This window comes from Vibrio halioticoli NBRC 102217 (assembly GCF_000496695.1).
In the GTDB taxonomy this organism is placed as follows: domain Bacteria; phylum Pseudomonadota; class Gammaproteobacteria; order Enterobacterales; family Vibrionaceae; genus Vibrio; species Vibrio halioticoli.
Genome location: NZ_BAUJ01000010.1, coordinates 52,318 through 65,898 on the forward strand (window position 1 = coordinate 52,318; position 13,581 = coordinate 65,898).

Genomic DNA, 13,581 nt, shown 5'->3' on the forward strand with positions numbered 1-13,581 from the left:
ATTTTGACTCGTCTTATAATAAACACGAAACAGTCCTTATGAAACTCAATACTAGTCCAGTAACACAGCATATTTTTCGTAATCACAATTTTTATCTAAAACGTGATGAACAGCTGCATCAACATTTTTCGGGTAACAAAGCGCGAAAATTCATGCGTTTGTTGCAAGAAGACTACTCTGGTATTGATACCCTTATCGGTTACGGCTCAATTCAAGCGAATTCTTTATACTCGTTAGCGGCGCTGTGCAAAATCAAAAAATGGAAACTGGAATTCTATGTACAAAGAATACCAAACTGGTTAAAAGAAAAGCCTAGTGGTAACTATCGCGGCGCACTGGATTTGGGCGCGCAAATCATAGAGTGCAGTAATGCGTTCGGTGATGAAATGACGCCAGCACAATACATAAAAGAAATCCGAAATCCCCAAGCGAACTGTTTAGTGATTCCCGAAGGTGGTCGAAGCTATTTAGCAGAAAAAGGCATTCAAGGGCTTGCGACTGAGCTGTTAGATTGGACTCGCTATAAACCCAATCAACAATTTGCTATTGCCCTACCCTCAGGTACTGGCACGACCGCATTGTACTTACACAAGCACCTCAAAGAGCACAACCTACCCGTGTTGACTTGCGCTTGCGTAGGAGGCGAAAGCTACCTGCGTGAACAGTGGCAAGAACTAGGCGAAGACGATACCCCTACGATTTTGCATGCAGATTACAAACATCATTTCGGTAAGCTGTACAAAGACGAGTTTAAAATTTGGCAAGATTTAGAAAAAAACACCAATGTTGAATTTGATTTGTTGTACGACCCATACATGTGGCAATGCTTACTGCCATGGATGGATGCAAACCCTGATGTGTGCATTCTTTATATCCATCAAGGCGGTATATTAGGGAACGAAACCATGCTATCAAGATACCAGCGTAAATTTGAACCTGACACCTCTAACTCCAACACTCAAATTATCGCTCGTTAATTTCGAGCGAAATTTAAGCAAAACTCACCCAATAGTACGATTAACCCTACTAAACCTGATTTATCGCAACTCATCCTCCGTGCGCTCGCTAGATACTAAGGGGATTAAGAATAAATAAGGTCTATACAAATGGATAAGTTAGTTGAACGCTTCCTTCGTTACGTCAGTTTTGATACTCAGTCCGATGGCGCAATATCGCACTGCCCAAGTACCGAAGGTCAACGTGTCTTAGCCAAGCAGTTGTACCAAGAGTTGCTAGCGCTGGAACTTACCGATGTGACTTTAGATGATAACGGCTATATTTCGGCAAAACTTCCAGCTAACGTCGAGCATGCAGTACCTGCGATTGGCTTTATTGCGCACATGGACACCGCGCCAGATGCTTCTGGTAAAAATGTCCAACCGCAAATTATCGAAAACTATCAAGGTGGCGAGATAGCGCTAGGTGGATCTGGCGAAGTGTTATCACCAGCGCAATATCCAGACCTGAATGCATTACACGGCCAAAGCCTCATCACCACCGATGGCACCACCTTATTAGGCGCAGACAACAAAGCCGGCATCGCCGAAATCATCACCGCTGTTGCTTACCTAAAAGCAAATCCAAACATCAAACATGGTGACATCTGCATTGGCTTTACTCCCGATGAAGAGATTGGACGAGGCGCTAACCTGTTTGACGTCGAGAAATTTTCCGCCGAGTGGGCTTACACCATCGATGGCGGCCCAGTGGGTGAACTTGAATACGAAAATTTCAACGCCACTACTGCAACCGTAATTTGTCATGGCGTGAACGTTCATCCAGGCACGGCCAAAGACAAGATGATCAACGCCATGAACATCGCAGCCCAATTTCAATTGCTTATGCCAATGCAACAAACCCCAGAAACCACGGAAGGTTATGAAGGCTTCTATCATCTAAAATCCATGCTACCTAGTGTTGCCCGCACCGAGCTTTCTTACATTTTGCGCGACTTTGACCGCCAACAGTTGCAAGAGCGTAAAGCCTTCATGCAACAGAAAGTAGATGAACTAAACAGCCAACTAAGCAAAGGCCATGTAGAGCTTGAACTTACTGACAGTTACTTCAACATGCGAGAAATGGTAGAGCCGCACCCTCATATTATTGAACTGGCAAAACAAGCCATGCTTGAGTGCGGTGTACAGCCAAACATCAAACCTATCCGCGGCGGTACTGACGGTGCGCGTCTTTCATTCATGGGGCTGCCTTGTCCGAACATCTTTACTGGCGGCTATAACTTCCATGGCATCCATGAGTTCATCAGCATTGATGGCATGCAGCAAGCTGTACAAGTAATTGTGAAACTGGCGGAGAATACGGCGAAAAACGCCCAATAACTGGCGCCCAACTATTGGGGTCAATTCCGCCGCTGATTTTTAATAAACACAAGATACTCAGTTAACACTAAGTATCTTGTTTGAGCAATTTATCAAAACAAACTAAGGATTCAGTAACAAAAAACGGATAAATGAAAGCCCATTCTTAGCCCATCGCATTGCAGAACTATCAGCACGCAATCGGCTTTATCATCCTCAAAAAATCCATTTATTACTCTTTAGAATGATAAACAGGATTTAATAGATTCATTTCTTTTTTCACTTCTATTAATAAGCTTTAAATGTGATGTGGCGCATAATGATAAGTATTCCTGTGACCCATTGGATAAAATACAATCATACACAGTGTTAATCTATTTATGATTTTATCAATTATTAATCCAAATAATCACAGAGAGGAATATGATGTTTTCCGTTACTTTAATGCCAAGCGATAATAACTCTCAGCTTTGTTCTCACCTAAAGAATACGCTGTCTGAAAATATCTATGACTATTTTGATGCATCGTCAGTTCAGTTTTGGGAATCAGATGAAGATCAAATCATCTTCGTCGATAACAAAATCCAAGAGCCTAAATGGGGTATTACTATCAATGCAGAAAACCGTGTTGTACTAGAGGAATTTCTTGAGAATATGGAAACTCCTGTACCACTAGAGGTGGTTGGTGCGTAATCAAGGCAAATTAACAACTACAAGGGTGACATGATTTAGATTATGTCATCCTTTTAAGGTATAAAGTGATACTTACTATAGACGAACTAATAAAAAAGACGATACATTGCTAGTAAGGCGCACTTAAACAAAGAGATATACAGCTCCATGGATGCAGCACTGTTTAAAAAACTTGTAGCAAAAGTAAAAGTAGGCAAACACCTACCTGACGCAATTTACCTTCACAAAGATGCGCTCCATAGCCTACCAGAAACATTGACAAAGTTTATTCCTGCTGTCGCCAATGCTTTACAACTAGATGACTCCGACTGGAACCTAATTAAGTTGTTTAAAAGAGACTTTCGCATGTCTTTACTAAACTACCCTACTTTTTATCAGGATTCCTACCCTGCCCTCAAACAAAGCCTAAACGTAAACCTTTCAAAACTTACACATAAAATCGTCACCTACTCAGAATCAGATAATCCACCGATACTGCATCGAAAAGAAACGATGATTTTGCCAGATAATGAGTGTTATCAGCATTTTGTTGACATCACTCAAGAAGGTGAAAATGCAGGTCTTTATGAAAACTCTCGTCTAATTGGTTTTAAACGTTCTTGGGAAAACCTCATACATCGGAGCGGATACGAACTTATAGATGGTCGTTTATTTCGATCTTCGGTGATACTAGATACGGAACAAGGGAAAGGAATAGATCGTCATCGTACCGCGCTTGTTCGTCACGAACTATCATCACCGATGAAGTCGCTAATCAAGTATGGCTATCTAGAGGGTGTTCACTCGATCTTTGATTATGGATGTGGACGAGGCGATGACCTGAGGGAACTCGAAGCACATGGCATAGATGCTATTGGCTGGGATCCTAACTTTAGCCCAGACTCAGAAAAAATATCATCTGACATAGTTAACCTTGGGTTTGTCTTAAATGTAATCGAAGATCAAGACGAACGATTAGAGGCACTACTTGGGGCATGGGATCTGGCTGACAAGTTTCTTGTTGTCTCCGTTATGCTAGCTAATGACAACTATATTGCTCAATTCAAGCCGTACAAAGATGGTGTAATCACATCACGAAATACATTCCAAAAGTACTACGCTCAATCTGAAATCAAATCCTACATTGAGAGAAGTCTAGCCGAAGAAGCAATACCCGTTGCACCTGGCATTTTCTATGTTTTTAAAGACAAAATTGAAGAACAGATATATTTGCAAGGTAAATACAAAAGACATCATAAGTGGAAACAGTTAACCACTCCAGAATTACCAGATTCAAAAGATAAATCAAAGCTAGTTATTGCGCAAAATGAAGACCTATTTAAAGATTTTTGGAATACCTGTTTGGAGCTAGGACGTATTCCTGCAAACGATGAGTTCGAACATTCAGAACAAGTCAAAGAGCTGATTGGATCGCACAAAAAAGTATTTAATTTGGTCGCAGAGTTATATAGCGAAGACGACTTTAAACTAGCAGAAAAAGAGCACAAAGAGGACCTTCTTCTTTACTTTGCTATGGGCCTGTTTGAAAAAAGAAAGCCTTATACACAGCAACCAGAGAGCCTAAAACGTGATATCAAAGCTTTGTTCATAGACTATAAGTCTGCACTAGAACTAGCTGCAGAGTTGCTATTTGCTATCGCGGACAACGAACTAATCAATACTCAATGTATTAAAGCTAATGATACTCTCCCGGCTAGTCTTTTAAATGAAGGGCATTCTCTTATATTCCACAAACAATACATACAAGAACTTCCTCTGCTTTTGAGAGCATATGTTGGTGCTGGCCTACAAATGTATGGCGAACTAGATGAAAGCATTGACCTTGTAAAAATACATATCACATCAGGTAAACTTACCCTCATGGGCTATGATGATTTTAACAATTCTGTGCCCTTTCTAGTCGAAAGAATCAAGATCAAAATGGCTGATCAAGATATCGATTTTTTTGATTATGTTGATGAAAGACGTAGACCACCTTTAGTCAACAAACACTTATTGCTAGCCTCAACTACCGATATTTTCGAAAAGCAAAAGAGCTTTGATAAACGCTTATCAAAGCTCTTAGATATCAACTGGAATGAAGAAGTGATTCTACATAGAGCAGAGTTTAAGATTCTTCTTGAGAAAAATAAAAAGAAGATTTCGAACTTTAAATTAATATCTATCGCCTAAGTGCCATGATATGGAGGGAGACTAATACGATATGTACGTCTAGCCTCGGATTCATTTAACCCTATTGCAGTAAGAACATGGGAAGGAGTATTCGACATGGCATTACAAGCAGAGCCTTGTGAAACTAACCACGGATGCTCAGAGAAAAACTTATTAACCTCACTATCTGAATCAAAAGTAATGTTCCAAGTTGTATCAAGTAGGCTATTCCCACCGTTCCTTACCACAGAATAATTACGAATTATACGCTCAAACTCTTGATGTTGTTCCGACTTTGTTTTCGGAAAATGATTTACCGCAGCGCCTAATCCTATAATCAAAGGAGTTGGTGATGTTCCCCCTCTAAGCCCATTCTCTTGACCTCCCCCGTGTATTAGGGGGACTAGACCAGAATTCCGAGCATCCCTAACATAAAGTGCTCCAACACCTTTAGGTCCATAAATTTTATGACCAGATAGGGACAACATATCAATATCCATGTCATCAACATCTATATCAACCTTACAAAAACTCTGAGCTGCATCGGTATGAAATGGAATATTATTGTCAAAAGCTATCGCACCAAACTCTTCAATAGTTTGTATAGTGCCTAGCTCATTATTAATATGATGGATTGTAATCAAAATAGTATTGTTTTGTATTGCAGCATATAAAGAATCCGGCTTAATTATGCCATCACTTGTCGGTTGCAAATAAGTAACTTCAAAACCAAGTTTTTCTAAATAAGAACATGTATTGAGTATACATTTGTGTTCAATACTTGAAGTTATAATATGTCCCTTGGATTCTAGATGTTGAAACGCAACCCCCTTAATAGCAAGGTTATTAGATTCGCTTGCACCACTAGTAAAAATAATCTCGCTAGGCATTGCTCCTAGTTTGTTTGCAATTACTTCTCTTGTCTTTTGGATAGCCTTTGAAGCGTTAACTCCGTCTTTATGGGATGCTGACGGATTTGCAAAATTATCATTACTCCAGAACTCAATAGCCTTAAGAACCGGAGTTGAAACTGGAGTTGATGCAGCATAATCAAAGTAGTTATTCATTATCAACCAAATACTCTAATGTATGATTGAATAATATATTGGTCATTAAAGGCTCCCCTATATTACTCATAATCCAACTATCTATGTAGCTCAAACCACTATTGCAATATCCTTCAAAAATACTAATGGCAAACCTCAAGTTCTCATCTTTTAACGTATTTAATGATGGTTCTTTAGCGAGAGCTATCAGATAGATATAAGCATCATGTCCAGTGGTTGCATAAGTTTCCAGCAGAATAGGTGTCGTACTAACTTTAGATTCCAAAGGCTTGTAGTCATCTAACTGATATCCAATCAAAGCAGCAAAAACCATCAGCTCTTTTATAGTACTGAAAACTCGAACATCACTTTTTGCTCCTTTCGTGGAACAAAATTTTTCTTCTAACATTTCGAATCTTGCATCTCTACGTACAGGAAGTTTTCGCCAATCAAAACTATCAGGCATTAGTTGGGATCTCCTCTATCGTTACCTTGTCAAAATCACTACCAAAGTGTACAACATTATAATTATGCCCTTGCACCGTCAGGCGCGTCGGATACTGTCCACCAAAGTCATCTTCAGCGAGCACAGTATGCTGAACAAGGTTATACTCTTTGCCAATATGATGACGGATACCTTTATCTGTATGACTCTCAGTCCATTGAGCTTGAGAAAACATAAATATTGATTGATCCACTTTATTTGCAATGTAACGCACTAATTCGCGACCATTATCCGGTCCAATAAAAGCAAGAATCGAATCAGCAATAAACGGAGCTGTTGTGCCAGGGGTAAGTAGATGCTGTTTGTTGTAGCTTCGATCCTTTGAGAGCTCAATCAATGCAACAATAAAAGAAATTGCTAACATAGCTTGATAACCATTCCCAGCAGCTACGCGCTTACCTTCTTTATCAACAATTGCCCATGTAAAACTGCCGCTATTAGCGTTAGTGTCTTTTTTTACTGTGTAACCATTAAACGCAACCTGATTAAACAAAGACTGCATTTTATTGAGAAGTATTTGGTCAACACCTTCTTTGGAAGAATTTATAGCATCTTCGTATAATCTCATTATTTTTTCAGTAGCTAAAATCAAACGTTTAACTTTTTGTGCTTTTGGTTGAGTCGAAGACAAACTACTAATTTGCTTATCAATATCTTTAATATCGATATCCTTCCTACGAACTTTCTGTCTTAGGTCTGGAATTTCTTTATTTAGCTGATCACATTTAGATTTAGCTACATCTTTGGCTTTCTCGATCACTTTTATATCGTCGATATCAGAGTCAATAATAGTATGACTTATTTCCTGAATACTAACCTCTAATTGTTGCATTTGATCTTCACAATCATCAATATCAGCTAGTAGTTTTTCCATAGCCGCTTTCGATAAAGCATTCTTACGCAATTTATCTTGCAGATTTATTGCAGAATCCCAACGCCGCTTAAGACTTGGATCGACAGCATGTTTACCCAACTCTTCAAGAAAATACTTTGCTGTACTACTATCTTCTATATTAGCACCACAAATACATTCTTTATTTTCAATAATCTCGCGTAATAACTGCTTGTCTACTGTATAACGTAAAGACTTATTAAGTTCTTCCGTATTAATACCAGAAATATTGATTAAAGCAAGTTTTTGACAATATGTATTTAGTGCCCAACCTGGGGTTTTTGAAATTTTGTCAGCTAGTAATTGATTATGTTGTCTTTTATAATTATTAAGTAGTTGAATCTGCTTCGAACGTAGTTTTATTTTTTCTTCAATAATAGTCTTATCAAATCGAGTAAGCTTTGCAATTTGCGATTCATATTCTTTTTCTGCATTTTGCAATTCAGCCTTCTTTCTCGTTAGAATTTTTTCTTCTCGCGCTAAGCTTGCAACTAGTTCATCTTTTCTTGTCAAAATGTCGTTTATCTTATTACCAGTATCATACTGCTTTAGATCTTTCTGATAGCTTGTTTTTATGCTATTCAAATGCTTGACTGTGGTTTTTGCCACAGTCAGCCCCAGAACCTTTTCAATAGCATCCTTGATATGGGAAAAATCATTCTGACTACTTAAAGTGCCAGTACCTTCTCCTTGATAAAAGAAATACTTAGACATTTCTTTTGGCAAAAATTGATTTATCAAAGTATTAGGATTACTTTCAGGCCTATCAGCATAGCAACCATCATTGATCTCATACACATGAAGATTACTCTTGTGGCTATTTTGAGCCTTAACTCGCCGAACCTCAAGCAATCGATTTTCATGCTCTAACTGAAGACAAACGCTGAATGTGCTCTTACCTTGTCTTGCCGCATGTTTATTCAATAAATTCTGGGCATCTAATAAATTTTCTGTCGTTTCCTCGTAGAGACACCAACGAAGTGCATTCAGAAGTGCCGTCTTACCACCATTATTCTCACCGTGGATCAAAGTAACCGGACGCTTTGGATCTACAGCAAAATCTATAGATTGCTTACCATAGAACTGACGAAAATTATTGATTTCAAGTCTTATTAATTTCATTTACGATATCTTCCGCATTTACTTCAATAATATCTTTAATCTTCTGAATATGACGACTTTGCACCAAATCCCCATAATATAACTCTTTTTCAAATAACATTACCTGTAATGCAGCCTTATGAGCTGCTGACTTCTTCGAGTAATCCTGGTGAGCAACCTTTGTATCTTTATCAACTTCCTTCAACAAAGCTTTAAATGCATTAAGATCCATTAATAAATCCCCAATTCGGTAATTCTTTTTTCTATATCTTCAGGATTAATTGCTGTTAACTTAAAATCCTCTATCCTTTCTAACTCTGCGCGGCATAAACTTTGACTAAAATGATTAACTACTCCTGGCAAAGGAAGTACGATAAAATCAACAATCAAAGCTTCTTTTTTTCCTTGCGCTTTCCTTAACACCCTTCCTCTTCTTTGTACATATTGCCTCGGATTACGTGTACTTGCTAGAATAAACGCACTTTGACAAACTGGCACATCAATTCCTTCATCCAGCACCTTCATGGCTACAAGGGAGTCAATATTTTGTTCTTTGAAACTATCCATGATCTTACACCTATCAGAGGATGTTTCTTTAGATGTAAATTTTGCAACCTTACATCCATATTCATGTAGGCTATTCGTCACCTTAGTTATATATGGTGTATCATCTCCAGGTGCCGAACCTTCGCCTACATAAATCAAAGAATGTACGAGCGACAACTCAGGATGTGTTTTCAAATAAGCTAATAATGCAGGAAGTTTACCGGAACTTGTAGCTAGTAACCTTGATCTAGCTCCACACAAGTTAGTAAGCATTGATTGTTCATCAATTGTTAGTTTTTTAGATTTAGCTGTCAAAATGAACTTTTGAATTTTTGCCGAATAATTTTCGAAAGACTCTTGCTCATATTCGTCTAGATAGACAGGTACAAGATCGTACTTATATGGTGTTAATATTCCGTCTCTTATCGCATCACTTAGTGAATATTCACTTATGATTCCTTTGAAATAAGAAAGTAAATTCTGCCTCACCGTATCAGGGAATGGCGAGCCTTCCATCTCATCATCATCAGTACGAAAAGGTGTGGCTGATAAACCAATTCGAAAGCGAGCTGAAGGTAAAGCTTCAAAATAGCCTTGGCTTCCAAGATGGTGACACTCATCACCGATTAATAGCATATTTTCAGGAGGAACTTTGGCGATTTTCGACTGGAATAAACTAGAAGAGAGAGTCTTATTAACGACAACAACACATATGAAATCCAAAGTCCCAGTCCGGAAGCGTAATAATTTTTTGTCGAAAGTTGCCGACCATTTATTAGATGCTCCGTAGCATTGTATTGGTACTACATTGAAAGGGGCTAGCTCTTTCACCCATTGATTGGCTAATTCAATATAAGGGACACTAATGATAACAAAAGTAGCTTCACGGTTTCTTCGCCGCTCTTCATAAAGTTCAATCATTGCAGAAATCGACGTAAATGTTTTACCGGAGCCTGTAGCTAACTTGAATAACCCATTGTAATGGGCTTTACGCCAACTAGCGATTGCATCAACTTGATGTGAAAACAATTCAAAAGGCTTTCCATTTATCGTCAATGGCTTATGAGGTATCTTCGTTTCAATATTTAATTTTTCTAACCGTTGTTCAGACTTAGGAAAACTGTAAGTGAAAAATACCTGACTAGTTTCAGACTTAACATGACAGGCAAACAACTCCTTATGGAGTTTTTCAACATCTAAACCTAATTGAATTTTTTGATAAGCTTCTGAATCAATAGCTACAACTCTTGCTCGTTTTTTTGAATTACTCCAAAGGGCGTTAAAATTATCAACTTCTACTTGTCCATAATCAACAAATGATTCCCGCCAACTAAAAAATAAAGATACCTCTTCAGAGTTATACTTAGACAGTCCAGCCAACGTTTCATTGGCCGATCCACTAAAAACTACTGTCTGGTCTTTTTGATAAAAGATACCTATTTTTTTATGAAACATCCCTTGGTGAGTAAATGCAAATTTGATCTCTAACTGCTCCTTAGCCACCATATAGGCCAATAGTTTGAGATTTATATCTTTAGCTTCAATTAATAACTCTGCAAGTTGAAGTGATTTAGATTTACAAGGGTGTAACACCCCTTCCATAACTGCTTCATATTCATCATCAGAAAGGGGATCACCAATGATAAGGCGCATTTTTCCATCAGCATGAATAAACTTTTCTAACCCTTTAGCAGCAGAAGCTAAGACAGACGAAGAGAAATACCCCACCGCACGATCATAACGATTTGCATTTGTAAGCAAAGGGATATGGACACAGTTCAAAATATCATCATCATCTGTATCATATTTCGCTTTAAGTTTAAGATCAGAAAAATGCATTGATATTCTCAATTAAGCCATTCAGTAAGGTTACGCCATGCGTTACTTAATAATAGTATGGTTCTCTCATCGATCTGTTGTTTTGTCCATTCATCTGCAAAAGTAATATCTACAAACTTGGTCTCTAACATTAAGATTGATGCATTTCGCATAGCTTCGGTTGAAACCACTCCGTCAGCGGATAATATATCCTCTATATTGCTGATTGAATCATTTGACAATGCTTGGAGCAGATGTTGCTTCAAATTATACCAAGAAGGTGGATTTGTAGTAGAGACCCCATTTCGAACATCAATGAGGACATTACCTATCTTATTAAACTCCTCAGGGTTTGCAATTATGTCTTCACCCCACCCCTCAGTAGAACCACCGTTAAACACTTTCTTAATTACATCCTTACTTGAAAGTAATTCCCACATCATCGGGGAAAGAAATTGCGCACTAGCTCTATCTGAAAGTTCATAAGCTAAATCATTCAATTCGATACCATGCATTCCAGCTAAAAGTAGTAACTTAATACTTTTAGCTTTAGTTAGGATCTGCTGTTTAGAACAAATATCAAGCCACTTTTCCTCAATAGTTTCTTTTGGAGAGCCTTTTGAGTTAATTTTAATTTCTAGTTCATCCTTAAAAAAACGTTTAATCGCATCAGCATCAAACTTCTCAGAGGTTAAGTTCCCGTTACTTAACTGATAACCTTCTTCATGTGCAGTTATTCCACGTTCGTATAGTTTTTTATATACACCGTCTATCCCATCAGCACCGCCACTCATAGCACGCCAAAGAACACTAAATGCGGTCACAGCCTTGAGCACTTTTACAAAGCTAGAATATTCAGTTCCTACAGTTTCATATTTCTCATCAAGCAATATAAATTGAACGAGTAAGCTTTGAACAATGTCATGCTTCATATCAACAAGGTAACGCAAGCAAAGATTACCAATGTCTTGCTCTTCCGATTCAACAAGACTCCCTACATCAGGTATTGTTGCTTGCCAATGGTCAAACAAAAAATCTGCTGTTTTGGAAAGTTGTACTAAATACTCATCCTTGTCGTTATAGTGACAATTTTCATAACTTTTAAGCATTGCATCACGCTGATCTCTTAAGCTAGTAACTTTAACTTTACCCTGATAAGCTCGGACAAATGCCAGTATTAACGCTTTAGTTTTATCATTTTTCTCTTTGCTCTTAATGATACTCTCAAAGCGTTCAGTAATAGAATTAAGAAGATCCATAGATGCTTCCAGCTCATCTTCTAATACCCCATCTCTTCGTTTATTGCCAATATGCTCAATGACTTTAGGTACAAATGTTTCTATTGCAGTCAGTGGCTCTCCTGTCGTATTTAGAGCTTCAAACATATCAAATGCATATGATTCATTGTTTACCTCTACATAAGTAAGACACACTCGATGCAGTAAGAATTTAGCGAATGCCGTAATATAGATTATATCAGCAACCTTGGGATGATTTTCGGACGCTTTTTGAAGATCTTCATCAATAGGAAAGTCTAAGCATATATCTAATGTTTCTACACCAACAAGATCACTTATATTGACTTTTTCTTCTACATCACCACCAGGCAACTTAAATTCAAACCCTTTTTGAACACAATCAAGCTGCTTTCGAATCTCTTTTATATTGTTAACAACTCGCTTAGCAGAAGAGCTCATTAAAGATAAATCTAATGCTTTAAATACTGTGCTATCACGTTGATTTACTATATGGCGTTGGTAAGCCGATAGTACCTCAGAAATAGGGCTATCATATCGGGCTTTCTTTTCATTTCTTCCCCAACAGTCTATTTGTGAACGCACAATTTTGGGAAGAAATTTATACACTTCATGCTCAGCAGTTGTTTCTACAACCGTATTTGAAGTATCGATCATCAGTTGAGCCACAACTTGACGTAACTCATCAAGTACATCCTTAATGTCATCATCTTCTTCTGATTTAATGGCTTTTTTAAGAGTAGCCAAGAGAAGTCTTAATCTTTCATTAAGGCAAAGAATAATCAATATTAAAGTTGAAAGACGTTGTTGCCCATCAATGATCAGTTTTATATGTGTTGGTGGGTGTCTTTTTACCAAGGGATAAATTGTTAACGCGGAACTATCATCAACACTAAGTATTGAGCCAAGGAAAATAATCGCATCTGGAGATTCAAGAAGATTTCTGAACACATTCTCACAGTCAGAAAACAAATCCTTTATATGACTTTCTTCCCACGAATATGGACGTTGATAAGCTGGCATATAGAAACCTGTATTTTTACGTTCACAAATTACGTCAAATACTGACTGTGGCTCAGCTTTAAAAATATCTAATGATTTCTGCATACCTTATTGTTCTCTTTTAATAATTTTCAAATGCTTTAGGTGGATATTTTAATTAAAAATAATACTTTTTTCATTATTATTAGTTAAAAATATATCCTACGGCACGCATCCAAATTTGTCTTACCATTTCACGACAGCACCCGCTCAAAAA

Annotated in this window: 10 protein-coding genes; 4 read left to right on the forward strand and 6 right to left on the reverse strand. The window is 37.8% G+C overall.

Annotated elements, in window-relative coordinates; translation table 11 throughout:
• The first annotated feature begins 38 nt into the window (after positions 1-38).
• The 4 genes from VHA01S_RS04660 to VHA01S_RS04675 all read left to right on the forward strand — a co-directional run bounded on the left by VHA01S_RS04660 (position 39) and on the right by VHA01S_RS04675 (position 5,180).
• Complete coding sequence (locus tag VHA01S_RS04660) at positions 39-977, forward strand: 1-aminocyclopropane-1-carboxylate deaminase/D-cysteine desulfhydrase (RefSeq protein ID WP_023403198.1); 939 nt, start codon at positions 39-41, stop codon at positions 975-977.
• Between the two features lie 129 nt (positions 978-1,106).
• The gene (pepT, locus tag VHA01S_RS04665) at positions 1,107-2,336 is read left to right on the forward strand and encodes a peptidase T (protein WP_023403199.1); all 1,230 of its coding nucleotides are present in this window, start codon (positions 1,107-1,109) and stop codon (positions 2,334-2,336) included.
• Positions 2,337-2,738: 402 nt separating this feature from the next.
• Positions 2,739-3,008 carry a hypothetical protein gene (locus VHA01S_RS04670; RefSeq protein WP_023403200.1) on the forward strand — a complete coding sequence of 90 codons (270 nt, stop codon included), beginning with the start codon at positions 2,739-2,741 and terminating at the stop codon, positions 3,006-3,008.
• 147 nt (positions 3,009-3,155) lie between these two features.
• The gene (locus tag VHA01S_RS04675) at positions 3,156-5,180 is read left to right on the forward strand and encodes a DNA phosphorothioation-associated putative methyltransferase (protein WP_023403201.1); all 2,025 of its coding nucleotides are present in this window, start codon (positions 3,156-3,158) and stop codon (positions 5,178-5,180) included.
• Here the strand turns inward: VHA01S_RS04675 and VHA01S_RS04680 are convergent.
• From VHA01S_RS04680 to VHA01S_RS04705, 6 genes are read right to left on the reverse strand one after another with little or no spacing between them, the layout of a single operon-like run.
• Positions 5,177-6,226, reverse strand: coding sequence for a cysteine desulfurase family protein (locus VHA01S_RS04680; RefSeq protein ID WP_023403202.1), 1,050 nt, complete (start codon positions 6,224-6,226; stop codon positions 5,177-5,179). The two genes, VHA01S_RS04675 and VHA01S_RS04680, sit on opposite strands and share 4 nt — an antisense overlap.
• Positions 6,219-6,671 carry a DNA phosphorothioation-associated 4-like protein gene (locus tag VHA01S_RS04685; RefSeq protein ID WP_023403203.1) on the reverse strand — a complete coding sequence of 151 codons (453 nt, stop codon included), beginning with the start codon at positions 6,669-6,671 and terminating at the stop codon, positions 6,219-6,221. Before VHA01S_RS04685 ends, VHA01S_RS04680 begins: the two co-directional genes overlap by 8 nt.
• Positions 6,664-8,724 (reverse strand): AAA family ATPase, encoded by a 2,061-nt coding sequence (locus tag VHA01S_RS04690; RefSeq protein WP_023403204.1) that lies wholly within the window; start codon positions 8,722-8,724, stop codon positions 6,664-6,666. Before VHA01S_RS04690 ends, VHA01S_RS04685 begins: the two co-directional genes overlap by 8 nt.
• Positions 8,705-8,935, reverse strand: a complete 231-nt coding sequence (locus VHA01S_RS04695; protein WP_023403205.1) for a CxC ATPase DNA modification system associated small protein — start codon at positions 8,933-8,935, stop codon at positions 8,705-8,707. The genes VHA01S_RS04690 and VHA01S_RS04695 overlap by 20 nt, the downstream gene beginning before the upstream one ends.
• Positions 8,935-11,088 carry a DEAD/DEAH box helicase family protein gene (locus VHA01S_RS04700; RefSeq protein ID WP_023403206.1) on the reverse strand — a complete coding sequence of 718 codons (2,154 nt, stop codon included), beginning with the start codon at positions 11,086-11,088 and terminating at the stop codon, positions 8,935-8,937. The genes VHA01S_RS04695 and VHA01S_RS04700 overlap by 1 nt, the downstream gene beginning before the upstream one ends.
• 8 nt (positions 11,089-11,096) lie before the next feature.
• Complete coding sequence (locus tag VHA01S_RS04705; protein ID WP_023403207.1) at positions 11,097-13,430, reverse strand: DUF262 domain-containing protein; 2,334 nt, start codon at positions 13,428-13,430, stop codon at positions 11,097-11,099.
• Positions 13,431-13,581 lie beyond the last annotated feature (151 nt).